The sequence below is a fragment of the Amycolatopsis sp. 505 genome, assembly GCF_031625235.1.
In the GTDB taxonomy this organism is placed as follows: Bacteria; Actinomycetota; Actinomycetes; order Mycobacteriales; family Pseudonocardiaceae; genus Amycolatopsis.
In genome coordinates this window covers 468,944-495,012 of sequence record NZ_JACKQP010000007.1, presented here as the reverse complement: position 1 = coordinate 495,012, position 26,069 = coordinate 468,944, and the positions used below count along the sequence as shown (strand labels likewise).

The 26,069-nt window shown below is 73.3% G+C and carries 8 protein-coding genes; 2 read left to right on the top strand and 6 right to left on the bottom strand.

Translation table 11 applies throughout. The features are described 5' to 3' along the window. Positions 1 to 20: 20 nt before the first annotated feature. Together H5965_RS27205 and H5965_RS27200 are read right to left on the bottom strand one after the other, a co-directional pair. Positions 21 to 2,111, bottom strand: a complete 2,091-nt coding sequence (locus H5965_RS27205) for an alpha-galactosidase (RefSeq protein ID WP_310973076.1) — start codon at positions 2,109 to 2,111, stop codon at positions 21 to 23. Positions 2,112 to 2,166: 55 nt separating this feature from the next. Further along, positions 2,167 to 3,111, bottom strand: coding sequence for a methionyl-tRNA formyltransferase (locus H5965_RS27200; RefSeq protein ID WP_310973075.1), 945 nt, complete (start codon positions 3,109 to 3,111; stop codon positions 2,167 to 2,169). A gap of 114 nt (positions 3,112 to 3,225) precedes the next feature. On the opposite strand from H5965_RS27200, the gene H5965_RS27195 reads away from it, so the two are divergent. Further along, positions 3,226 to 4,524: a lysine N(6)-hydroxylase/L-ornithine N(5)-oxygenase family protein gene (locus tag H5965_RS27195; RefSeq protein WP_310973074.1), complete on the top strand. Its 1,299-nt coding sequence runs from the start codon at positions 3,226 to 3,228 to the stop codon at positions 4,522 to 4,524. On the opposite strand, the gene H5965_RS27190 is transcribed toward H5965_RS27195, so the two are convergent. From H5965_RS27190 to H5965_RS27175, 4 genes are read right to left on the bottom strand one after another with little or no spacing between them, the layout of a single operon-like run. Beyond that, complete coding sequence (locus H5965_RS27190) at positions 4,511 to 4,996, bottom strand: DinB family protein (RefSeq protein ID WP_310973073.1); 486 nt, start codon at positions 4,994 to 4,996, stop codon at positions 4,511 to 4,513. The genes H5965_RS27195 and H5965_RS27190 overlap by 14 nt on opposite strands. Before the next feature lie 20 nt (positions 4,997 to 5,016). Further along, entirely contained in the window at positions 5,017 to 5,826 is an 810-nt protein-coding gene (locus H5965_RS27185; protein ID WP_310973072.1) for an ABC transporter ATP-binding protein, read from the bottom strand. A 4-nt stretch (positions 5,827 to 5,830) separates the two neighbouring features. Then, positions 5,831 to 6,889, bottom strand: coding sequence for an iron chelate uptake ABC transporter family permease subunit (locus H5965_RS27180; protein WP_310973071.1), 1,059 nt, complete (start codon positions 6,887 to 6,889; stop codon positions 5,831 to 5,833). Next, positions 6,889 to 7,926, bottom strand: a complete 1,038-nt coding sequence (locus tag H5965_RS27175) for an iron chelate uptake ABC transporter family permease subunit (protein ID WP_310973070.1) — start codon at positions 7,924 to 7,926, stop codon at positions 6,889 to 6,891. Before H5965_RS27175 ends, H5965_RS27180 begins: the two co-directional genes overlap by 1 nt. Positions 7,927 to 8,062: 136 nt before the next feature. Between H5965_RS27175 and H5965_RS27170 the strand changes: the two genes are divergently transcribed. Next, complete coding sequence (locus H5965_RS27170) at positions 8,063 to 26,068, top strand: amino acid adenylation domain-containing protein (protein ID WP_396136949.1); 18,006 nt, start codon at positions 8,063 to 8,065, stop codon at positions 26,066 to 26,068. Position 26,069 lies beyond the last annotated feature (1 nt).

Sequence of the window (26,069 nt, the reverse complement as noted above, 5' to 3'; positions counted from 1 at the left end):
CGCAAGAAAGCCGAGATAGATCAGATCTTTACGCGATCGAGTCGAACGACAGTGCTGGCGAAGTCGCCGGCCGGCAACGCCAGTGGGAGGCCGTGGGAAAGAAGCACCGCGCCGCTGTGCGTCCGACCGGAATCCGGGTCGAGGTACCGCGCGGCCGGGTCGAGGCCGTCCAGCCGCAGCGGCCGCTCCGGCGCGTTGAAGTGCGCGGACTGCCGGTAGGCGAACACGACCGCGCGATCGCCGTGGACGTACTGCAGGGCGGTGACGCCGTCGTCGACCGGCGGCCGCAGCCGGTACAGCGCGCCGTGCTGCACCACCGGCCGGATGTCCTTGTACCGCGCGACGAGCTCGCGGGCGAGCTCGAGGTCGCCCGCGGGCCAGCGCACGATGTCGCCGCCGAGGCCGAGCACGCCGGCCATGGCGACGTGGAACCGGAACTGCAGCGGCACCGACCGGGCCGTCACGAAGCCGGGGTTGTCGGTGACCCACGCCGCCATCGCGCGGGCCGGGTAGAGCTGCCCGTAGCCGTGCTGGATCCGCAGCCGGTCGAGCGCGTCGGTGTTGTCGGAGGTCCAGACCTGGTCGGCGCGGGCGAGCACGCCGAGGTCGATCCGGCCGCCGCCGCCCGCGCACGACTCGATCCGCAGGCCCGGGTGGTCCGCGCGCAGCCGGTCGAGCAGCGCGTACACCGCGTGGGTGTGCTCCACCCACAGCCGGTCCTGGTCGGGTTCGCCCGGCCAGCCCGCTTCGCTGAACGGCCGGTTCATGTCCCACTTGAGGAAGTCGATGCCGTGCGAGCCGACCAGCCGGTCCAGCCACTCGTGCGCCCACGCGGCGACGTCCGGGCGGGCGAAGTTGAGCACCAGCTGCCGCCGCAGCTCCGAGCGGCGCCGGTGCGGGTGGTGCAGCACCCAGTCCGGGTGGGCGCGGTACAGGTCGCTGTCCGGGTTGACCATCTCGGGCTCGACCCAGATGCCGAACCGCATGCCGAGCCCGTGCACGGCGTCGACCAGCGGCTTGAGCCCGTCGGGGAAGCGGGTGCGGTTCACCTCCCAGTCGCCGAGGCCGGCGTGGTCGCCGGTGCGGGCGCCGAACCAGCCGTCGTCCATCACGAACAGTTCGACGCCGAGCGCCGCCGCCCGCTCGGCGAGGGCGCGCTGGCCCGCCTCGGTGACGTCGAATCCCGTGGCCTCCCACGAGTTGTAGAGCACCGGGCGCAGCTCTTCCGGGTGCGGCAGGACGTGCGCGAGGACGTAGGCGTGCCACGCCCGGCTCGCCGCGCCGAACCCGCCGTCGGTGTACAGCCCGGCGGACACCGGGGTGGTCAGCGGCCGTCCGGGCCCGACGCGGTGGACGACGCCGTCCTGGCCGAAGCCGCCGCTCACCGTCAGCCGCCCGGTCGACGACCGGGTGGTGGTCAGCCGCCACGACCCGCTCCACGCCAGCGCGACGCCGTAGACCTCGCCGTGGCGCTCGGTCGCCGTGCCGTCGTCGACCATCACCCAGGGATTGGCGTGGTGCCCGGTGATCCCGCGCCGGCTGGCGAAGACGGTTTCGCCGTGGGGTGCGAAGCCGCGCTGCAGCTGGGTTTCCGCGGCCCAGCGGCCGGTCGCGTGGCTGAGCCGGTAGTCCTCGAAGACCGGCAGCGCCCAGGTGGCCGAGTCGGCCCGGACGACCTCGACGTCGGTGTCCGCGCTCAGCTCGGTCCAGCGTTCGAGGACATCACCGCGCAGCCGGTAGTGCAGGGTGATCCGCAGCGGGTAGTGCCGGTCGGCGAAAACCAGCCGCAGGTGATCGGCGGTGGCTTCGTGGGAGGAGAACCGCCATTCGAGGGCCCGCGTCCCGTCGGCGAAGCGGACCTGCAGGGCCGGTGTCCAGTACCGGGTCCCGCCGTCGGCGGCGAGTTCGGCGAGGCCCTCGTTCGGGTCGTTGAAGCCGTCCCACCAGGGCAGCGTTTTCCCGGTCAGCTCGACGACGTCGGCATCGGACAGCGCCGGGCCCCAGTAGACGTGCACCGGGACGTCGTCCTCGTCGAGCCGCAGCGCGTACGTGCTCGATTCCCCGGTGAGCACCCAGGTGCGGTGTCCGTCGAGGAAGCTGATCCCGGCCATGCGGGACATCCTGCTCACCGGCGCGGCCGCCGCCAAGGGATGTCCCGCTCACCGGTCACGGGCGGTCGGTGAGGTACCCGCCCATCGTCTTGAAGTACTCCGACGCCGGCAGCTCCGTCCCGTCGGCGGTGCGGACCCGCTCGACGAGCAGGCCGGGGGACCGGCCGCGGCGGGCGTCCGGTCCGGCCACGATCACGACGCCGTCGCCCTCGCGGATGAAGATGCGGCCCGGCGTGCCGCCGTAGTGGCCCCGCGACACCGACGCCTTCAGGATCCGCAGCTCCTCGCCGCGGTGGTAGGCGAACGCGTTGGGGTATGGGTCCGACAGCGCGCGCACGAACCGCTCGAGGTCCGCGGGCGGCAGCGTCCAGTCGATCAGGCTGTCCCGCTTGGCCCGCTTGTGGAAGAAGCTCGCCTTCGACCGGTCCTGGGGCACCGGCGTGTACCCGGTCTCGATCAGCGAGATGGCTTCGGTGGTGATCGGCGCGATGAGGTCGACCGTGCGGTGGAAGAGGTCGGTCGTGGTGTCGGACGGCCCGACCGGGATCGCCCGCTGCAGCACGACGTCCCCGGCGTCGAGCTCGCCGTCCATCATGTGGGCGGTGACGCCGACCTCGGGCTCGCCGTTGATCATGGCCCAGATGAGCGGCGAGAAGCCCGCGTACGCCGGCAGCAGCGAGTCGTGGATGTTCAGCGTGCCGTGCCGCGGCAGCTCGAAGATCTCCGGCGGCAGCCAGGTGCGCCAGTTGTTCGCCACGATCAGGTCGAGGTCCGCGGCCTTGAGCTCGGCCAGCAGCTCGGCGTCGTCCGGCCGGGTGCGCAGCAGGACCCGGATGCCGTTCTCCGCGGCCAGGTCGGCGACCGAGTCGGCCCAGATCCGCTCGTAGGCGTGGTCGCTCTTCGGGTGGGTGACCACGACGGCGACCTCGTGGCCGGCGTCGATGAGCGCCTGGAGGGTCCGGTGCCCCCAGGTCTGGTAGCCGAACATCGCCACGCGCATTCGAGAGTGCCTTTCATGATCGGGGGACGAACATCACCACGAACGTACTAGGCGAGGCTCGCCTAAGTTAGGTTAGGGTTCCCTGAACCGTACCGGAGCGCGCGAGGGAGCAACATGACTGCAGAGGTCCCGATCTACGACATCGTCGGCGTGGGCTTCGGACCGTCGAACCTGGCCCTCGCGATCGCCCTCGCCGAGCACAACGCGGGCGCCGGGGAGCCGGTGACCGCGCACTTCCTCGAGCGGCAGCCGCGGTTCGGCTGGCACCGCGGGATGCTCATCGACACCGCGACCATGCAGGTGTCGTTCCTCAAGGACCTGGTCACCATGCGGAACCCGACCAGCGAGTTCAGCTTCCTCAACTACCTGCACGCCGCCGGCCGGCTGGTCGACTTCATCAACCACAAGAACCTCTTCCCGCTGCGCGTGGAGTTCCACGACTACTTCGAGTGGGCGGCCGCGAAGGTCGACGACGTCGTCTCCTACGGGACCGAGGTCGTCGCGGTCCGGCCGGTGTACGACGGTTCCGAAGTGGCCTACTTCGACGTCGAGGCCTCGGACGGCTCGTCCCTGCGCGCCCGGAACCTGGTGGTGGGGACCGGCCTGCGGCCCCAGCTGCCCGACGGCGTCACCGCCGGGCCGCGGATCTGGCACAACAGCGAGCTGCTGTTCCGCGTGGACGCCTTGCGCGGCGCCGACCCGAAGCGGTTCGTCGTGGTCGGGGCCGGCCAGAGCGCGGCCGAGGTCGCCGCGTTGCTGCACGACGAGTTCCCCCGCGCCGAGGTGTGCGCGGTGTTCGCCCGCTACGGCTACAGCCCGGCCGACGACAGCTCGTTCGCCAACCGCATCTTCGACCCCGAGGCCGTCGACCAGTTCTACCGCGCGGGCGAGCCGGTGAAGGACCGCCTGATGCGCTACCACGGCGCGACGAACTACTCGGCCGTCGACATCGACCTGATCGACGAGCTCTACCGGCGCGTCTACCGCGAGAAGGTGCTGGGCGTGGAACGGCTGCGGCTGTTCAACGTCTCGCGCCCGGTCGAGGTCACCGACGCGGGAACGGTGACGGTCGAGTCCCTGACGACCGGCTCGCAGACGGTGCTCGAAGCCGACGCGGTCGTGTACGCCACGGGCTACCGGCCCGCGGACCCGACGCCGCTGCTCGGCGAGCTGGGCGCGCGCTGCCTGCGTGACGGGTCCGGGCGCCTGCGCGTGGAGCGCGACTACCGCCTCACGACGGACTTCCCGCTGCGCGGCGGGATCTACCTGCAGGGCGGCACCGAGCACACGCACGGCATCACGTCGTCGCTGCTGTCGAACACCGCGGTGCGGGTGGGGGAGATCCTGCAGTCCGTCGTGGACCGGCGGGTGGTCGCGGAGCCGGCCGGGGAGTTCGCCGTCAGCCTGCGGTGATCTGCTCCCGCAGGATGTCGCCGTGGCCGGTGTGGCGGGCGTACTCCTCGATCAGGAACAGGTAGACGAAGCGGAGGGTGACCTCGCCTACGACCGGGTGCGTCCACCGGTCGTCGAGCGAGAAGCCCGCCGCGATCTCACGGGAACGCCGGGCGGTCCGCTCGTGCTCGGCGATCACGCCCTCGACCGTATCGTCGTCGGCGACGGTGAAACTGACGTCCCCGGGCGTCGAGGGGCCGTCGATCTCGGCCTCGCCGAGCCCGGCGATCAGCCACTGGAACCACCGGCGCTCGGCGACGGCGGCGTGCTTGACCAGCGCGATCGGCGTGGTCAGCGACGGGACCAGCCGGCGCCGGGCGTCGGTTTCCGACAGGCCACGCGCGTTCTCGACGAGGGCGAGGCGGCCGCGGTCGAGCATGGCCTCCAGCAGTTCTCGCTCGGAGCCGGTGGTCTTTTCGGGCAGCACGTACATGCGGCCAGCTTGCCCGAGAATCAGCCCTGGTGCACCGGTGCCGGGTGGTGGCGGCCGATCGGGATGACCATCGGCGTCCCGCTCACCGGGTCCGGGCGCACCTGGCAACGGACGTCGAAGACCTCCTCGACGAGCTCTTCCGTGATCACCGCCGCCGGTTCGCCGGAGGCGACCACGCGGCCGGCCTTCATCGCGATCACGTGGTCGGCGTAGCGGCACGCCTGCGGCAGGTCGTGCAGCACCATCACCACCGTGCGGCCCTCCGCGCGGTTGAGGTCGACGACCAGGTCGAGCACGTCGATCTGGTGCGCCAGGTCCAGGTACGTGGTCGGCTCGTCGAGCAGCAGCACCGGCGTGCCCTGGGCGACCGCCATCGCGATCCACGCGCGCTGGCGCTGGCCGCCGGACAGCTCGTCCACCGGGCGGTCGGCGAGGTCGGTCATCCCGGTGGCCGCGAGCGCCGAAGCGACCGCTCCTTCGTCCGAAGTGGACCATTGCCGCCACCAGCTCTGGTGCGGGGCGCGGCCGCGGCCGACGAGGTCGGCCACCGTCATGCCCTCCGGCGCCACCGGGGACTGCGGCAGGATGCCGAGCCGCTGGGCGACCTGGCGGGTCGGGAGGTCCTGGATCGACCGGCCGTCGAGGTACACCCCGCCCGACTTCGGCGAGAGCAGCCGGGCCATCGTGCGCAGCAGGGTCGACTTCCCGCACGCGTTGGCGCCGACGATCGCGGTGATCTTCCCGGGCGGGATGTCGAGGTCGAGGCCGTCGATGACGACCCGGTCGTCGTAGGCGACGCGCAGGTCCTGCACGCGCAGGGACGGTGTCATCTTCTCAGCCTCCGGAGCCGGATCGGTTGGCCCTGGCCAGCAGCCAGAGCAGCAGCGGGGCGCCGAGCGCGCCGGTCACGATGCCCACCGGCAGCGGCGACGCCGTGATCGTGCGGGCCAGGATGTCGCTGCCCAGCACGACGACCGCGCCGGTGAGCGCGGACGCCGTCAGCGGCGGGGACGCCTGGCGCGCCAGGCGTTGCGCGATCTGCGGCGCGGTCAGCGCCACGAAGGAAACCGGGCCCGCGGACGCCGTCGCGAAGGCCACCAGACCGGCGCCGGACAGCAGCAGCCCGAGCCGCACCGGCTGGACCGGCGTGCCGAGCCCGGCCGCCACGTCGTCGCCGAGCTGCAGCGTCCGCATCCAGCGGGACAGGGCCAGCACGAGCGGCAGCAGCACCGCCAGCGCGCCGGCCAGCGGGACGACGTGCTCCCAGCCGCGGTTGTTCAGGTTCCCGACGAGCCAGCCGATCGAGGCCTGGGCTTCGGTGATCTGCGCGCGGCTGAGCAGGTAGTCGGTCAGGCTGGTGCACATCGCGAAGATGCCGATGCCCACCAGGATGATCCGGTAGCCGGTGGTGCCGCGCCGCCACGCGAGGACGTACACGAGCAACCCGGTCAGCAGGCCGCCCAGCAGGCCGAGCGTGGTGGTGCCGAGGCCGCCGCCGAAGCCGAAGGAAATCCCGGCGACGACGGCGGTGGCCGCGCCCGCGTTGATGCCGATCATGTCCGGGCTGGCCAGGGGGTTGCGCGTGATGGTCTGGAACACCGCGCCGGACGCGCCGAACGCGAGCCCGGCGAGCAGTCCGGTGAGCGCCCGGGGCAGCCGCAGTTCCTGCACGATGTAGGCGGCGCCGCTGTCGCCGCCGCCGAACACGGCGGACAGGACGTCGGACACGGCGAGCGGGACGTCGCCGATCGTCATGCCCCAGCAGAACAACGCGAACGCCAGCACGGCGAGCACGACCGAGACGGCGACGAGCCGGAGCCGGACCTGGCCGGACACCGGGGGTTTGGCGAGGCGGAAGATGACGCGGTCGCGCCGGACCTGCAGCAGGCTCATCAGGACTCCACCAGCTTGCGGCGGCGGACCAGCCAGATGAAGAACGGCGCGCCGAGGAAGGCGACGATCACCCCGGCCCGGACCTCGCCGGGCCGCGCCATGACGCGGCCGAGGATGTCCGCGGCCAGCAGCAGGCAAGGGGCGAGGACCGCGGTGTAGGGCAGCAGCCAGCGGTGGTCGGGCCCGATGACGAACCGCACGGCGTGCGGGACGATCAGGCCGAGGAACACGATCGGCCCGGCGACCGCGACGGACGCGCCGGTCAGGAGCGTGACGGCCAGGGCACCGCGCAGCCGCAGCGGGCCCAGCCGCCGTCCGAGCGCGACCGCGACGTCGTCGCCGAGCGCGAGGCTGTTCAACGCCGGCCCGGTGGCGAGCGCCAGCACCGCCCCGGCCAGGAGGAACGGCAGCACCCGCAGCAGCGAACCGCTGTCGACGCCGGCGAGCGAACCGGCCGACCAGAACCGGAAGCGGTTGAGCGCCACCGGATCCGACAGCACCATCGCGCTGGTGAACGAGCCGAGCAGCGCCGTGACGGCGGCCCCGGCGAGGGCGAGCTTGACCGGGCTCGAGCCGCTGCGGCCGCGGGTGCCGAGGAAGTAGACGACCACGGTCGCGGCCAGCGCGCCGGCGAAGGCGAACCAGATGTAGCCGTAGAGCGAGCTGACGCCGAGCACGGTGATGGAGAAGACGATGGCGAACGCGGCTCCGGCGCTGATGCCGAGCAGGCCCGGCTCGGCCAGCGGGTTGCGGGTCAGCGCCTGCATGAGCGTGCCGGACAGGCCCAGCGCGGCACCCACCAGCACCGCCAGCAGCGTCCGCGGCATCCGGACACTGTGGATGATCACCGCGTCGGCCGAACCGTCGTCGTGCCAGAGCACCTGCCAGACGGCGCCGAACGAAATCTCCTTCGACCCCAGCCAGACGCTCAGCAGGCACAGGAAAACCAGCACACCGAGAGCGGCCAGCAGACCGAGCGCGCGGCCCGTGTGTGGCGGGCGTCGCTTGAGAGCGATCCCTCCGGGGTCTGTTCGCACCGCACCTCCGACTGGTACTGATTTTAGGTAAGGCTAACCGATGGTACAGGAGTGCATCCTCACCATCCGTTTGTTAGGGTCACCTAAGTTCGCGCCCCGTTCGGGGCGCCGTGAGCAGCGGGAGGCTGGTCTACCGGTGAGCAACGGTGACGCTGTGCAGCAGCAGGGATCGAGGCTCGGGTTCTGGCGTGACCGCCTCGCCTCGGCGCCGAAGGAGCTGCCGCTGCCGGTCGACCGGCCGTACCCCGCGGAGCCCGTCTTCGCCCGGCTGGACCGGCCGCTGCCCGCCGCCGACGAACTGACCCTCCTCGCGGCGTTCACGGTGCTGGTTTCCCGATATGCGGGAACGACGGACGTCGTGGTCGGGATCGGCGCCCTGGTGCCCCTGCGGGTGAATCTGGGCGGCTCGCCGGGGTTCGGCGAAGTGGTGGCGCGCGTGCGCGAGGCACGGGACGAAGCCCTGGCGCACGAAGTTCCGTTCCGGGACTTGGTCGCCGAAGTGGGACCCGAGCCGGGGCGCGGGGGATCGGTGCTGGTCAACGTCGGTTTCGAGGCCGAAACCGACCTGGCCCTCGACCTGAACCTGACCCGCGACGGCGTGGTCTACCGCGCCGACGTCCTCGACGGATCCACTGTGGACCGGATGCTGGACCACCTCGGCACCCTCCTCGCCGTCGCCCAGGAACGGCCACAGTGGCCGGTGGCCCGGCTGGACCTCGTGACGGCACCGGAACGGCACCGGATCCTCGAGGAGTGGAACGACACGGACCTCGCCGCGCCGCTTTCCACGCTGCCCGGGCTCTTCGCCGCCCGCGTCCGCGAGGCGCCGGACGCCGTGGCCCTCGTCTTCGAAGACGAGGAACTCACCTACGCCGAACTCGACGCCCGCGCGAACCGGCTCGCCCACGTCCTCATCGGGCGCGGCGCCGGGCCGGAACAGGTCGTCGCGCTCGCCGTGCCGCGCTCGATCGAGATGATCGTCGCCGAGCTGGCCGTCCTCAAGGCCGGCGCCGCCTACCTGCCGCTGGACCAGGACTACCCGGCCGAGCGGATCGCGTTCATGGTGTCCGACGCCCGCCCGGTCTGCGTGGTCACCACCAGCGAGCTCGCCGGTCTCTTCGACGGTGACGTCCTGTTGCTGGACGAGGTCGGCCTGGACGGCGTCCCGGCGACCGACCCGGCCGCCGCGATCGTCCCGGCCAACGCCGCCTACGTCATCTACACCTCCGGCTCCACCGGGCGCCCCAAGGGTGTCGTGGTTTCCCACGCGGGTGTCGCGAAGCTCGTCGCGACGCAGTCCGAGCGGTTCGGCGTCGGCCCGCACAGCCGGGTGCTGCAGTTCGCCTCGCCGAGTTTCGACGTCGCCTTCTGGGACCTGTGCCTCGGCCTGCTTTCGGGCGGGCGCCTGGTGATCACGCCGGCCGAACGCCGGGTGCCCGGCCCCGAACTGGCCGAATACGCGCACGCCCACGGCGTCGACTTCATGATCCTGCCGCCCGCCCTGCTCGCCGAATTCCCCGAGGACTGCGACCTTCCCCGCGACAGCGTGCTGCTGGCGGGCACCGAACGGGTGTCGCCGGAGCTGGTCCGTCGCTGGGCGCCCGGACGGCGGATGTTCAACGCCTACGGCCCGACCGAGGCCACGACCAACTCGACGCTCGGGCTCTGCGACCCGGGGATCGCGCCGGGCTCGGCCGTGCCGATCGGCGTGCCGGACCCCGGCACCCGCGCGTACGTCCTCGACGCGCACCTCGCCCCGGTCCCGGTGGGCGTGGTGGGGGAGCTGTACCTCGCCGGAAGCGGCCTGGCGCGCGGTTATCTCGGGCGGCCGGGCCTGACGGCGGAGCGGTTCGTCGCCGACCCCTTCGGTTCCGGCGGACGCCTCTACCGGACCGGTGACCTGGTCAAATGGCTGCCGGACGGGCGGCTCGTATTCCTCGGCCGGGCCGACGACCAGGTCAAGATCCGCGGCTACCGCATCGAACTCGGCGAGATCGAGTCCGTGCTCGCCGAACACCCGCGGGTCGGCCAGTCGGTCGTCGTCGCGCAGGACGGGCAGCTGATCGCCTACGCCGTCCCGGTGCCCGACCGCGACCAGGCCGCCGAGCAGGGGCACGTCGACGAATGGCGCGCCGTCCACGAGGAGATGCTCGCCGGCTCCCACGGCATCGAGGAGAACTTCGCAGGCTGGAACTCCAGCTACGACGGTTCCGAGATCCCCCTCGGCGAGATGCGCGAGTGGCACGCGGCGACGATCGAGCGGATCCGGTCCTTGCGCCCGAAGCGGGTGCTGGAAATCGGTGTCGGCAGCGGCCTGATCCTCTCGCGGATCGCCCCGGACGCCGAAACCTACTGGGGCGTCGACCTTTCCGAGAGCGCCGTCGAGAACGTCCGGCGCGAGGTCGCCGCGACGCCCTTCGCGGACCGGGTGCACCTGGCGGCCCGGCCCGCCCACGACCTGGGCGAGCTGCCGGAGTTCGACACGGTGATCATCAACTCCGTCGCGCAGTACTTCCCGAGCGCGGACTACCTCGCCGAAGTCGTCAAGACCGCCGCCGCGCGGCTGGCTCCCGGCGGGACGATCTTCCTCGGTGACCTCCGCAACCTGCGTTCGCTGCGGGCCTTCCGGACCGCCGTCGAGCTGCACCGGGGCCGGACCGACGTCGCCGCGGTGGACCAGGCGATCGCGCGCGAGGGCGAGCTCGTCCTCGACCCGGACTTCTTCCCGGCGCTGGCCCGCGGCCTCGACGGCTTCGGCGACGTCGACCTGTGGGTCAAGCGCGGCACCGCGCACAACGAGCTGACCCGCCACCGCTACGACGTCGTCCTGCGCAAGGCCGACCGGGCCGAACCGGCCGGCGAGCAGGTCGTCGCGTTCGGCGACCTCGGTGCGGTGGAACGGTTCCTGGCCGCCGAGACGCCGGAGCGGCTGCGGGTCACCACGATCCCGGACGCGCGGCCGGCCGGCGAGCTCGCCGCGGTCCGCGCCCTGGACGCCGGCGACGCCGAGGCGGCCCTGGCCGCCCTGGACGGCCGGGACGGCGTCGACCCGGAAGCGTTGTACGCGCTCGGCGAGCGGGCCGGCTACCGCGTGGCCGTCACCTTGGCGGCCGAGGGGGGCGAGCTGGAGGCCGTCTTCTCGAGGGGCGAGGGCGGCTCCGCGTACCGCCCGGTCCGGCAGACCGGCACGCCCGGGTCGTACGCCAACAACCCCGCCGCCCGGCGCGAAACCGGTGCGCTCGTCGCCTCGCTGCGCGCCCACGTGCGGGACCGGCTGCCGCTGTACATGGTGCCCTCGGCGTTCGTCGTCCTCGACAAGCTCCCGGTGCTCGCCTCCGGCAAGCTGGACCGCAAGGCCCTGCCCAGCCCGGAGCGGTTCACCGCCGGGCCGGGCCGGGCGCCGCGCAACCCCGTCGAGCAGCTGCTGTGCGAGATGTTCGCCGACGTCCTCGGCGTGCCGCAGGCCGGCCCGGACGACGACTTCTTTGCCCTGGGCGGGCATTCCCTGCTCGCCACCCGGCTGATCCAGCGGATCCGCGCGGGCGTCGGCGCCGAGGTGCCGGTGCGGGCCGTGTTCGACGCCCCGACGCCGGCCGCGCTCGCGGACCACCTCGCCGGGGCCGTCACCGGGACCGAGCGGCGCCCGCTCGCGCGCGTCACCGAGCGGCCGGAACGGCTGCCGCTGTCGTTCGCGCAGCAGCGGCTGTGGTTCCTGCACGGCCTCGAAGGCGGCTCGGCGACCTACAACGTCCCGCTCGTCATGCGGCTGGCCGGGGAACTCGACGTCGACGCGCTGCGTGAAGCGCTCAACGACGTCGTGGCCCGGCACGAGGCCCTGCGGACGGTCTTCCCGGTCGCCGACGGCGTCCCGTACCAGGAAATCCTGCCCGAGGGGACAATCGGCCTCGCCGTCCGCGGAGTGTCCGATGTGGACTCCGAAGTGACCGCTCTGGTGCGCGGGGTGTTCGACCTCGGTGCCGGGGTCCCGGTGCGTGCGGAACTGCTCACCGACGGCCCGCGGCGGCACGTCCTGGTCCTGGTCGTGCACCACATCGCCGCCGACGGCTGGTCGCTGTCCCCCCTCTGGCGGGACATCGCCGTGGCCTACCGCGCCCGCCGGCACGGCGAGGCTCCACAGTGGACGCCGCTGCCGGTCCAGTACGCGGACTACACGCTCTGGCAGCGCGATCTCCTGGCCGTCGAGGAGGAAGCCCAGCTCGCCTACTGGCGCGAGACCCTGGAGGGCCTGCCCGAGCGGATCGCGCTCCCGCTCGACCGGCCGCACCCGCCGGTGTCGGCCTACCGCGGCGGCTTCTTCACCTTCACCTGGGACGCCGGGCTCCAGGCCGCCCTCACCGACCTCGCCCGCGCCTGCGGGGCCAGCCCGTTCATGGTCGTGCACGCGGGCCTGACCGCGCTGCTGTCCCGCCTCGGCGCGGGCACCGACATCCCGATCGGCACCCCGATCGCCGGCCGCACCGACCCGGCCCTCGACGACCTCGTCGGGTTCTTCGTCAACACCCTGGTCCTGCGCGTGGACACCGGCGGCGACCCGACCTTCCGTGACCTCGTGGCCCGGGTCCGCGACCGCGGCCTCGACGCCTACGCCCACCAGGACGTCCCCTTCGAGCGCCTGGTCGAGGCCCTGAACCCGGCCCGGTCGCTGGCGCACCACCCGCTGTTCCAGACCATGCTCGCCTGGCAGAACACCCCCGGCACCGGCGTCGAACTGCCCGGCCTGACCGTCACCGAGCGGCCGGTCGGCACCGGCACGGCCAAGTTCGACCTCTGGTTCTCCTTCACCGAGCGCCCCGACGGCCTGCACGGGCAGGCCGAATTCAACGCCGAGGTGTTCGACCGCGCGACCGTGACCGGTCTCCTCGACCGCCTGGAGACCCTGCTCCGGCAGGTCGCCGCCGCCCCGGACCGCCGCCTCGGTTCCCTGGACGTGCTCACCGCCGCCGAGCGCGACGGTCTCGAACCGACCTGGTCGGGGGCCGTCGCGGACGTCCCCGCGGTCACCGTGCCCGAGCTGTTCGCCGCCCAGGTCGCGCGGACCCCCGACCACTCCGCGCTGGTCTTCGAGGACGAAGAACTCACCTACGCCGAGCTCGACGCCGTCTCCACCCGCCTCGCCCGTGTCCTCGCCGCGCGCGGAGCCGGGCCCGAGCGCGTGGTCGCCCTGGCGCTGCCCCGCTCGACGCACCTGGTCACGGCGATCCTCGCCGTCCTGAAGACGGGCGCGGCCTACCTGCCGCTCGACCCCGGCTACCCGGCCGACCGCCTCGCGTTCATGCTCGAAGACGCCGACCCGGCGCTCGTGCTGGCCGTCGCGGAGACCGCCGTCGAGGGCGCCCTGCTCCTGGACGACCCGGACACCCTGGCCGGAGTCCCGGCCGAGCCCCTCGAAGTCGCCATCCGCCCGGAGAACCCGGCCTACGTCATCTACACGTCCGGGTCGACCGGCCGGCCGAAGGGGGTCGTCGTCCCGCACGCCGGGATCGTCAACCGGCTGCTCTGGATGCAGGACGAATACGGCCTCACCGCCGAAGACCGCGTGCTGCAGAAGACGCCGTCGAGCTTCGACGTCTCGGTGTGGGAGTTCCTCTGGCCGCTGCTCACCGGCGCCACCGAGGTGCTCGCCCGGCCGGACGGGCACAAGGACCCCGCCTACCTCGCCCGGCTGATCCGCGACCGCGGTGTCACGACCGTCCACTTCGTCCCGTCCATGCTCCAGGTCTTCCTCCAGGAACCGGCGGCGGGGGAGTGCACGAGCCTGCGCCGGGTGCTGTGCAGCGGCGAAGCCCTGCCCCCGGACGCCGTCGCGCAGTTCGGTCAGGTCCTCGACGCCGAACTGCACAACCTCTACGGACCGACCGAAGCCTCGGTCGACGTCACGGCCTGGCGAACATCCGTCGAGGACACTTCCGTCCCGATCGGACGTCCGGTGTGGAACACCCGCACCTACGTCCTCGACGCCGCCCTGCGGCCGGTCCCGCCGGGCACTCCCGGCGAGTTGTACCTGGCCGGTGTCCAGCTCGCCCGCGGCTACCTCGGCCGGGCCGGGCTCACCGCCGAACGGTTCGTCGCCGACCCGTTCGGCGCACCCGGCACCCGGATGTACCGCACCGGCGACCTCGCCCGCTTCCGCCCCGACGGCGTCCTCGAGTTCCTCGGCCGCGGCGACGAGCAGATCAAGATCCGCGGCTTCCGCGTCGAACCGGGCGAGATCGCCGCGACGCTGTCCGCGCACGACGACGTCGCCCACGCCGTCGTCGTCGCCCGCGAGGACCGGCCCGGCGACGTCCGGCTGGTCGGGTACGTGGTCCCCGCCGACAACTCCGGGTCCGCCGAGGAGGAGACCGAGCAGGTCGGCGAGTGGCGCGAGCTGTACGACTCGATGTACTCCGGCGACCGCGACGAGTTCGCCGGCTGGAATTCCAGCTACACCGGCGAGCCGATCCCGCGCGAAGAGATGCGGGAGTGGCGCGACGCGATCGCCGGCCGGATCCGCTCACTCCGGCCGAAGCGGGTCCTGGAGATCGGCGTCGGCAGCGGCCTGCTGCTGACCGAACTGGCCCCGGACTGCGAGACCTACTGGGGCACGGACTTCTCCGCCGAGGTCATCGCTTCGCTGGGGGAGCGGGTCGCGGCCGACCCCGCGCTCGCCGGGCGGGTCGAACTGCGCACCGGCGACGCCGCCGACCTCGGCGGCCTGCCGTCCGGGTTCTTCGACACGATCGTGCTGAATTCCGTCATCCAGTACTTCCCGAGCGGCACGTACCTCCTCGACGTCGTGCGCACGGCACTCGGCCTCCTGGCGCCGGGCGGGGCGCTGTTCGTCGGCGACGTCCGGGACCTGCGGCAGGCCCGGGCGTTCCACACCGCCGTGGCCCGGGCGCGCGGCGGCGACGTCGAGCAGCGGCTGCTGCGGGAGAAGGAACTCCTGGTGGCACCGGAGTTCTTCGCGGGCCTCGACGGGGTCGCCGCGGACATCCGGGTCAAGCGCGGCCGGGCGGTCAACGAACTCACCCAGTACCGCTACGACGTCGTCCTGCGCCCCGGCGCGGCCGAGCCGGCGCCGGGGGAGACGCTGACCTGGGGCACCGACGTGTCCACTGTGGCGGAAGTGATCGCCCGCCGAGGCGACGGCCTGCGCGTCGAAGACGTCCCGAACGGCCGCACCACCGACGGCGTGAACCCCGAAGACTGGTTCGAGCTGGGCGCGGTGGTCACCTGGTCCGCGACCGGCGACGGCTCGGTCGACGTCCTGTTCGCCGGCGACGCGGCCGGGGCGTTCCGGCCCGGCCCGGAGCCGATCCTGAGCTACACCGGCAACCCGCGGCGCTCGCGCCGGAGCACCGCGCTCCCGGCGGACCTGCGGGCCTTCGCCGCCGGACGGCTGCCCGAGCACATGGTGCCGTCGGCGATCGTCGTCCTCGACGCGCTGCCGGTGACGGCGAACGGCAAGCTCGACCGCCGCGCCCTGCCCGCCCCGGACGTGAGCGCGCCGGTGTCGGACCGCGAACCGCGCACCCTCCTCGAACGGCAGCTGTGCGAGCTGTTCGCCGACGTCCTCGGCCTGCCGCGGGTCGGCCCGGACGACAGCTTCTTCGCCCTCGGCGGCCATTCGCTGCTGGCCACCCGGCTGATCGCCCGCGTCCGCACCACGGTCGGAGCGGAGCTCGAAGTGCGGGCGGTCTTCGAGACGCCGACGCCGGCGGGCCTGGCCGGGGTGCTCGCCACCGCCCAGGGAACCGCGCGGCCGCCGCTGGTGCGCGCGAGCCGGCCGGACCTCGTCCCGCTGTCCGGCGCCCAGCAGCGGCTGTGGTTCCTGCACCACCTCGAAGGACCGTCGGCCACCTACAACGTCCCGCTGATCATGCGCCTGGAAGGTGACCTCGACGTCGCCGCGCTGCGCCGGGCGCTCTCGGACGTGGTCGCCCGCCACGAGGCCCTGCGCACCCGGTTCCCGCAGCGCGACGGCGTCCCGTACCAGGACATCCTCCCGGCCGGGGACGTCGAGCTGCCCGTCCGCGAGGTCACCGACCTCGGCGAGGCCCTGACCGGCCTGGTCCGTGGCTCGTTCGACCTGGAACGGCACGCGCCGATGCGCGCGGAACTGCTGCGGATCCATGCCCGCGAGCACGTCTTCGCCCTGGTGTTCCACCACATCGCCTCCGACGGCTGGTCGATGGCCCCGCTGTGGCGCGACATCGCCACGGCCTACGCCGCCCGCCGGGCCGATGACGCTCCACAGTGGACGCCGTTGCCGGTGCAGTACGCGGACTACACGCTGTGGCAGCAGGATCTCCTCGGGCGCGAAGACGACCCGGACAGCATGCTGAGCGCCCAGCTCGACTACTGGCGAGACGCCTTGGCCGGCCTCCCGGACCGGATCGAGCTGCCCCTGGACCGGCCGCACCCGGCGAGCGCCACCTTCCGCGGCGAGCTGCACACCTTCACCTGGGACGCCGCCCTCCACGCCGGTCTGGCCGGCCTGGCCCGCGAGAGCGGCGCGAGCGTGTTCATGGTCGTGCACGCGGCCCTCGCCGCCCTGCTCACCCGGCTCGGCGCCGGGACCGACGTGCCGATCGGCTCGCCCATCGCCGGCCGCACCGACCCGGCCCTCGACGATCTCGTCGGGTTCTTCGTCAACACCCTCGTGCTGCGCGTCGACACCGGCGGCGAGCCGACGTTCCGCGAGCTCCTCGCCCGCGTCCGCGAGCGCAACCTCGACGCCTACGCCCACCAGGACGTGCCGTTCGAGCGCCTGGTCGAGGTGCTCAACCCGGTGCGATCGCTGTCCTACCACCCGCTGTTCCAGGTGATGATCGCCGGGCAGAACAACGCCCGCGCCGAGGTGACCCTGCCCGGCCTCGCCGTCACGGAGCTCCCGGTGACCACCGGGACGTCGAAGTTCGACCTGTCGATCTCGCTGACCGAACGCGACGCCGGGATCGCCGGCGTCCTGGAGTTCAACGCCGACGTCTTCGACCACGCGAGCGCCGACGGGATCCTGCGCCGCCTCGAGGTGCTGCTGCGCGCGGCCGTGGCCGAGCCCGACCGCCCGGTCGGCGCCCTGGACCTCCTCGACGGGGACGAGCGGGACCGGGTGCTCACCGAATGGGCCGGGTCCCTCGACCCGGCGGGCACCGAGACGTTCCCCGGGCTGTTCGCCCGCCGCGTCGCCGAGGCCCCGGATGCGGTGGCGCTCGTGTTCGAGGACGTCGAACTCACCTACGCCGAGGTGAACGCCCGCGCGAACCGGCTCGCGCACCTGCTGCTTTCTCGCGGCGCCGGACCGGAGCGGGTGGTCGCGCTGGCCGTACCGCGGTCGCTGGAGATGATCATCGCCGAGCTGGCGGTGCTCAAGGCCGGTGCCGCCTACCTGCCGATCGACGTCGACTACCCGGGCGACCGGATCGCCTACATGGTCGAGGACGCGGGCCCGGTCTGCGTCGTGACGACCCGGGACGTCGAAGCGAAGCTGCCCGCGTCCCTGCCGCGGGTCCTCCTCGACGACGCGGCGCTCGCCGGACTGTCCCCGGAGGACCCGAAGGTCACGATCACGCCGGAGAACGCGGCCTACGTGATCTACACCTCCGGCTCGTCCGGGCGGCCCAAAGGCGTCGTCCTCCAGCACTCGGGGGTCGCGAAGCTGGTCGCCACCCAGGTCGAGCGGTTCGGCGTCGGCCCGCACAGCCGGGTGCTGCAGTTCGCCTCGCCGAGTTTCGACGTCGCGTTCTGGGACCTCTGCCTCGGGCTGCTCTCAGGGGGCCGCCTGGTGGTCGTCCCGGCCGAGCGGCGGGTCGCGGGCCCGGCGCTGACCGAGTACGCCCACGCCCACGGCGTCGACTTCATGATCCTGCCGCCCGCCCTGCTCGACGCGATGCCGGCGGACCTCGACCTGCCGCGCGACAGCGTGCTGCTCGCCGGCACCGAACGCGTGTCGCCGGAGCTGGTGCGCCGCTGGGCGCCGGGCCGCCGGATGTTCAACGCCTACGGCCCGACCGAGGCGACCACCAACTCGACCCTCGGCGAGAGCGACCCGGCCGAGCTGGCGGACGCGACCGTCGTCCCGATCGGGATCCCCGACCCTGGCACCCGGGCGTACGTGCTCGACGCCGGGCTGCGGCCGGTCCCACCCGGCGTGGTGGGGGAGCTGTACCTCGCGGGCTCGGGCCTGGCGCGCGGATACCTCGGGCGGCCGGGGCTGACTTCGGAGCGGTTCGTCGCCGACCCGTTCGGTTCCGGTGGACGCCTCTACCGCACGGGTGACCTGGTGAAATGGCTGCCGGACGGCCGGCTGGTGTTCCTCGGCCGGGCCGACGACCAGGTCAAGATCCGCGGCTACCGCATCGAACTCGGCGAGATCGAGTCCGTGCTCGCCGAGCACCCGGCCGTCGGCCAGACCGTCGTCGTCGCCCAGGACGGGCGGCTCATCGCCTACGCCGTGCCCTCGGCCGGGCGGGACGAAGACGCCGAACGGGGCCACGTCGGCGAGTGGCGCGAGCTGCACGAGAACGTCTTCGCCGAAGCCGCGGCCGGGGGCCTCGAAGAGAACTTCACCGGCTGGAACTCCAGCTACGACGGCTCCGAAATCCCCCTCGACGAGATGCGCGAGTGGCACGCCGCGACGATCGACCGGATCCGCTCGCTGCGGCCGAAGCGGGTGCTGGAGATCGGCGTCGGCAGCGGCCTGATCCTGTCCCGGATCGCGCCGGACGCCGAGGAGTACTGGGGCGTCGACCTGTCCGAGAAGGCCATCGCCAACCTGCGGCGCGAACTCGCGGCGACGCCGTTCGCGAGCAAGGTCCACCTGGCCGCGCGGCCCGCCCACGACCTCGGTGAGCTGCCGGAGTTCGACACGGTGGTCATCAACTCGGTCGCCCAGTACTTCCCCAGCGTCGGTTACCTCGCCGAAGTCCTCCGCACGGCCGCGGCGCACGTCCGGCCGGGCGGGGTCATCTTCCTCGGCGACATCCGGAACCTGCGGTCCTTGCGGGCGTTCCGGACGGCGACCGAGCTGCGCCACGGCCGCCGCGACGTCGCCGCGGTGGACCAGGCGATCGCCCGCGAAGGCGAGCTGGTCCTGGACCCGGATTTCTTCACGGCCCTGGACCTCGACGGCTTCGACGACGTCGACCTGTGGGTCAAGCGCGGCCACGCCCACAACGAGCTGACCCGCCACCGCTACGACGTCGTCCTGCGGAAGGCTCCGCGACCCGACGCGCCCGAAGAGCTGGTCGTCGGACTCGACGCGCTGGAACCGGCCTTGGCCGCCCGCCCGGCCCGGCTGCGCGTGACCGGCGTGCCCAACGCCCGGCTGTCCGGTGAACTCGCCGCCGTCGCCGCGCTGGCCGCGGGCGACGCCGGGACCGCACTGTCCTCTTTGGAGCAGCGAGCTGGCGTGGATCCCGAATCGCTGCACGACCTCGGCGAGCGGCACGGTTACCGCGTGTACGCGACCGTCACCGCGGACGAGGGCGCGCTGGAGGTCGTGTTCACGACCGGGTCGCCGCAGCGGGTCTACCGCGGCCGGCCGACCCGGGTCCCCCTCGAAGCGCTGGGCAACCACCCGGCCGGGCAGCGGGACACGAACGCGTTGGTGACGGCCATGCGGGCGCACGTTCGCGACCGGCTGCCGCAGTACATGGTGCCGTCGGCGTTAGTGCTCCTCGACCGGCTCCCGCTGCTGGCCTCCGGCAAACTCGACCGGCGCGCCCTGCCGAGCCCGGACCAGCAGGCGGCCACCACCGGCCGGGCCCCGCGGACACCGGTCGAAGAAGTCCTGTGCGGGCTGTTCGCCGAGGTCCTCGACACGGCGTCGATCGGCGTCGACGACGACTTCTTCGCCCTCGGCGGGCATTCGCTGATGGCGACCCGCCTGGTCGCCCGGCTGCGCGCGGTCTTCGGCGTCGAACTGCAGGTGCGGTCGGTGTTCGAGACACCGACGGTCGCCGGGCTCGCTGCCCTGCTGGCCGGCGCGGACGCCGGACAGGCCCGGCCCGCCCTGGTGTGCGCCGACCCGCGGCCGGACGTGCTGCCGCTGTCGTTCGCCCAGCAGCGGCTGTGGTTCCTGCACCGCCTGGAAGGCCCGTCGGCGACGTACAACATGCCGACGGCGGTCCGGCTGACCGGCGACCTCGACGTCGACGCGCTGCGTACGGCGCTGTCCGACGTCGTCGAGCGCCACGAAGCCCTGCGCACGGTCTTCCCGGAGATCGACGGGGAAGCCCGCCAGCTCGTCCTCGCCGACGTCACGGTCCCGCTGCCGGTCCGCGCGGTCACCGAAGCCACGCTCGCCGACGCGGTGTCCGAAGCGGCGGGCACGGTGTTCGAACTGGAGTCGGAGCTCCCGCTGCGGGCGCAGCTGCTGCGCCTGGGCGCCCGGGAGCACGTCCTGGTGCTGGTGTTCCACCACATCGCCTCCGACGGCTGGTCGACCGCGCCGCTGTGGCGGGACCTCGCGACGGCCTACACCGCCCGGTGCGCCGGCGGACGTCCACAGTGGACGCCGTTGCCGGTGCAGTACGCGGACTACACGCTGTGGCAGCGGGACGTCCTCGGCGAGCCGGTGATCGAACCGCAGCTGGCCTACTGGCGCGAAGCCCTCGCGGGCCTGCCCGAACGGATCGAGCTGCCCACCGACCGGCCGCACCCGGCGGAGGCGTCCTACCGGGGCGAGCAGTTCGCCTTCGGCTGGGACGCCGGGCTCCACAGCGGACTCGTCGAGCTGGCCCGGGCCTGCGGGGCCAGCGTGTTCATGGTCGTGCACGCCGGGCTCACCGCGGTGCTCACCCGGCTCGGCGCGGGCACCGACATCCCGCTCGGCACGTCCATCGCCGGGCGCACCGACGCCGCCCTCGACGACCTCGTCGGGTTCTTCGTCAACACCCTGGTCCTGCGCGTGGACACGAGTGGTGACCCGTCGTTCCGGGAGCTCGTGGCCCGGGTGCGGGACCGCAGCCTCGACGCCTACGCCCACCAGGACGTGCCGTTCGAGCGGCTGGTCGAGACGCTGAACCCGGTCCGGTCCCTCGCGTACCACCCGCTGTTCCAGACGATGCTGGCCTGGCAGAACAACGCCGTCGCCGACCTCGCGCTGCCGGGCCTGGCCGTCGCGGAGGAGCCGGTCCGCACCGGCACCGCGCGCGCCGACCTGACGTTCTTCGTCGGCGAGCGGCCTGGGCACCAGGCCGGCATCCGCGGCACGGCGGAGTACAACAGCGATGTCTTCGACCGCACGAGCGTCGAGGCGCTCCTGGAGCGGCTGCGGACGCTCCTGGCGGCCGTGGTGGCCGATCCGGACACCCGGATCGGCGCCGTCGACCTGCTCACCGCCGCCGAACACGAGCAGCTCGCCGCCGACCCGGCGACCCCGCTGCCCGCGGAGACGACCGCCGGGCTGTTCGCCGCCCAGGTCGCCCGGACGCCGGACGCCCTCGCCTTGACGTTCGGTTCCGAGCGGCTCACCTACGCCGAGCTGGACACGCGGGCCACGACCCTCGCCCGGGCGCTGCTCGCGCGGGGCGCGCGGCCGGAACGCGTGGTGGCGGTCGCGCTGCCGCGCTCGGTGGACCTGGTCGTCGCGCTGCTGGCGGTGCTCAAGACCGGCGCCGCCTACCTGCCCCTGGACCTCAACCACCCGGCCGAGCGCATCGAGCTGATGCTCACCGACGCGGCCCCGCACCTGGTCGTCGCCGAAGACGGCTTCGGCGACCGGCTCGTGCGGCCCGGCGACACCGGCCCGGAAGCGGCCTGGCCGTCGATCAGCCCGGACCACCCGGCGTACGTGATCTTCACGTCCGGCTCCACCGGACGTCCGAAGGCCGTCGCCGGAACCCAGCGGGCGCTGGCCAACCGGCTGCACTGGGGCCGGGACATCGCCCGGGGCGTGCGCGTGGCCAAGAGCGCGCTGACGTTCATCGACGGCTCCACCGAGCTGCTCGGCGGCCTGGTCGCCGGTGATCCGGTGGTCCTCGCCGACGACAGCACGGCCACCGACCCCCTGGCGCTGGCCGGTTTCGTCCGCGAGTCCGGCGCCCAGGTGCTCACCGTCGTCCCCGGCCTCCTCGACACCTTCGCCGAGGACGCCCCGGCGGGCGCGTTCGACTCGGTGTCCACCTGGATCACCAGCGGCGAACCGCTGTCCGACGCCTTGGCCGAGAAGGTCGCCGCCCGGTGGCCGTCGGCGAAACTGGTCAACCTCTACGGCTGCTCGGAAGTCGCCGGCGACAGCCTGGCCCAGGTCTGCGGCCCGGTGGCCATCGGACGGCCGGTCGCGAACACCCGCGCGTACGTCCTCGACGCGGCGTTGCGGCCGGTGCCGCCGGGGGTGCGTGGCGAGCTGTACCTCGCCGGCGCCGGTGTCGCGCGGGGCTACCTCGGCCGGCCCGCGCTCACCGCCGAACGGTTCGTCGCCTCGCCGTTCGAACCGGGGGAGCGGATGTACCGCACCGGCGACCTGGTCCGCCGCCGCGCCGACGGGGCCCTGGACTTCCTCGGCCGCGCCGACCAGCAGGTCAAGATCCGCGGCTTCCGCGTCGAACCCGGCGAAGTCGAGGCCGTGCTGACGACCGGCGCCGCGGTGGCGCGCGCGGCCGTGATCGCCCGGGAGAACCGGCTGATCGCCTACGTGGCGCCCTCGGGTGATCCGGTCGCGCTGCGGGCGCTGCTCGCCGAGCGGCTGCCGGAGCACCTGGTGCCGTCGGCGATCGTCGTCCTGCCCGAGCTGCCGGTGAACGCCAACGGCAAGCTCGACCGCGCCGCCCTGCCCGACCCGGAGGTCCGGGCGTCCGGACGGCTCGCCCGGACCCCGGCCGAGCAGGCGCTGTGCGAGCTGTTCGCCGACGTCCTCGGCGTGCCGTCGGTCGGCCCGGACGACGGGTTCTTCACCCTCGGCGGCCATTCGCTGCTGGCGACCCGGCTGGTCAGCCGGATCCGCGCGCTGCTCGGCGTCGAAGTGCCGATCCGGGCGGTGTTCGACGCCCCGACCCCGGCCCGGCTCGCCGAAGCCCTGGACCCCGCGCGGGGCCGCCGCCCGGCGCTGGTCCCGGCCGCGCGCCCGGACGTCCTGCCGCTGTCGTTCGCGCAGCAGCGGCTGTGGTTCCTCGACCGCCTCGACGGGCCGTCCGCGACCTACAACATCCCGTGGGCGTGGGACCTGACCGGCCCGGTCGACGTCGACGCGCTGCGGGCCGCGTTGGGTGACGTCGTGGCGCGTCACGAGGTCCTCCGGACGCTCCTGGTCGAAGAGCAGGGCACGCCCCGGCAGGTCGTCCTCGGCGAGGCCGTCCCGGTGCTGGTCACCGAGACGGCGGCCGGCCTCGACGAGCGCGTCGCCGCGGCGGCGTCGTACCGCTTCACCCTCGACGCCGAGATCCCGATCCGGGCCACGCTCGTCTCGGCCGGACCGGAGCGGCACGTGCTGGTGCTGCTGGTGCACCACATCGCGGGCGACGGCTGGTCGCTGCCGCCGCTGAAGCGGGACCTCGACACCGCCTACGCGGCCCGGCTCCGCGGTGAGCGTCCACAGTGGACGTCGTTGCCGGTGCAGTACGCGGACTACACGCTGTGGCAGCGGGAGATGTTCGGCCGCGCCGACGACCCGGACAGCCTCCTCGGCCGGCAGGCCGCGTTCTGGCGGGACACCCTGGCCGGGATCCCCGACGAACTGCCCCTCCCGGCCGACCGGCCACGTCCGGCGCGGTCGACCAACCGCGGCGCCGCCGTGCCGTTCACCGTGCCCGCGTCCGTCCACAAGGGATTGCGGGACCTGGCCCACCGCAGCGACACGAGCACGTTCATGGTCCTGCAGGCGGTGCTGGCCGCGCTGCTGACCCGGCTCGGCGCGGGTACCGACATCCCGCTGGGGACGCCGGTGGCCGGCCGCTCCGACCACGCCCTGGAGGACCTCGCCGGCTTCTTCGTCAACACCCTTGTCCTGCGGACCGACACCGGCGGCGACCCGACGTTCCGGCAGCTGCTGGACCGCGTCCGCGAGGCCGACCTGGCGGCGTACGCCCACCAGGACCTGCCGTTCGAGCACCTCGTCGAGCTGCTCAACCCGCCGCGGTCGCTCTCCCGGCACCCGCTGTTCCAGGTCATGCTCGCGGTCTACCACTCGGGTGCGGAGCCGGAACGGCTGCTCGGGCTGGACGCGGCCTACCGGGACACCGGGCTGCGGCAGGCGAAGTTCGACCTGTCGTTCGACCTGGTCGAGACGCCCGAGGGCATCGACGGCGACCTCGAATACAGCCTCGACCTCTTCGACGAGCCGACCGCCCGGACGCTCACCGAGCGCCTGGTGCGGGTGATGGCGGCGGTCGTCGCCGACCCGGACCGGCCGCTGAGCCGCCTCGACGTCCTCGACGCTCCGGAGCGGGACCGCATCCTGCGTGACTGGGGTACCGGGGCGCCGCTGACACTCTCCGCGCCGACGGTCGTCGACCGGCTGGCCGCCCAGGTGGCGGCGACCCCGGACGCGACCGCGCTGAGCGATGCGACTTCGAGCGTGACGTTCGCGGAGTTCGCCGCGCGGACCGATCGCCTCGCCCGGTGGCTCGCGTCGCAGGGGGCGGGGCCGGAGAAGGTCGTGGCACTCGTGCTGCCGCGGTCGGCGGCGGTGGTCGAGGCGATCTTCGGCGTGTTCAAGACGGGCGCGGCCTACCTGCCGGTGGACCCGGACCAGCCGGCCGACCGGATCTCGGCGATCCTCGCCGACGCCGGTCCCGCGCTGGTGCTCACCAGCCGTTCGCTGGCTTCGGCCGTTCCCGGTGCGTTGTTCGTCGAGGACATTGTGGACAGTGACGCCGCGCTTGCTCCGCCGTCGCCCGCGAACCCGGCGTACGTGCTCTACACGTCCGGTTCCACGGGCAAGCCCAAGGGCGTGGTCATCCCGCATTCGGGGCTGGTCAACCTGTTCCACAGCCACCGCGAGACGCTCTACCGCCCGGCCGTCGCCGCGGCGGGCGGACGGCGGCTGCGCGTCGGGCACGCGTGGGCGTTCTTCTTCGACGCCTCCTGGCAGCCGCAGCTGTGGCTGCTCGACGGGCACGAGGTGCACGTCGTCGACGACGACACCCGCCGCGACCCTGCGCGGCTGGCGGCGGTGGTGCGCGAGCGCGGCCTCGACTTCCTCGAGCTCACGCCGTCGCACTTCGCGCAGCTGGCCGCGGCCGGGGTGATCGCGGACGGCCGGTGCGCCCTCGGCGTGGTCGGCGTCGGCGGGGAAGCCGTGTCGCAGACGCTGTGGGAGACGCTGTCGTCGATGCCGGACACGGAGGCGTACAACCTCTACGGCCCCACCGAAGCCACGGTGGACGCGCTGGTCGGCCGCTTCGGCGACGCCGACCGGCCGGTGGTCGGCCGTCCGGTGCACAACACCCGCGCGTACGTCCTCGACGGCGGTCTGGCGCCGGTGCCCGCCGGGGTGCCCGGCGAGCTGTACCTGGCCGGCGCCGGGCTGGCCCGCGGCTACCACGGGCGTCCCGGGCTCACCGCCGAACGGTTCGTCGCCTCGCCGTTCCAGCCGGGGGAGCGGATGTACCGCACCGGCGACCTGGTGCGCTGGCGGCCGGACGGGCAGCTGGAGTACCTCGGCCGCACCGACGACCAGGTCAAACTCCGCGGCTTCCGGATCGAGCCCGGCGAGATCGAGACGGCCCTGACCCGGCACGAGGACGTCTCGCAGGCGCTGGTCGTCGTCCGCGACGAACGGCTGATCGCCTACACGACCCCGGAGACCGCGGATCCGCGGCGGCTGCGGGAGTTCCTCGCCCGCACGCTGCCCGAGTACATGGTGCCCGCGGCGATCGTCCCCCTCGCCGCGTTCCCCGTGACCCCCAACGGGAAGCTGGATCGGGCGGCGTTGCCGGTGCCCGAGTTCGGAACCCGCGGCCGGGCCCCCGGAACGGCCACGGAGAAGGCGCTCTGCGAGATCTTCGCGGAGGTCCTGGACGTCGCCGCCGTCGGCGCGGACGACGACCTGTTCACCCTCGGCGGCCATTCGATGCTGCTGGTGGTCCTGCGCAACCGGATCACCGAGCGGCTCGGGACCGAACTGCCGATCGCCGAGTTCTTCCGCACCCCCACCGCGGCGGGCCTCGCCGCGCTGTTGACCCCAGACACGGAGTAGA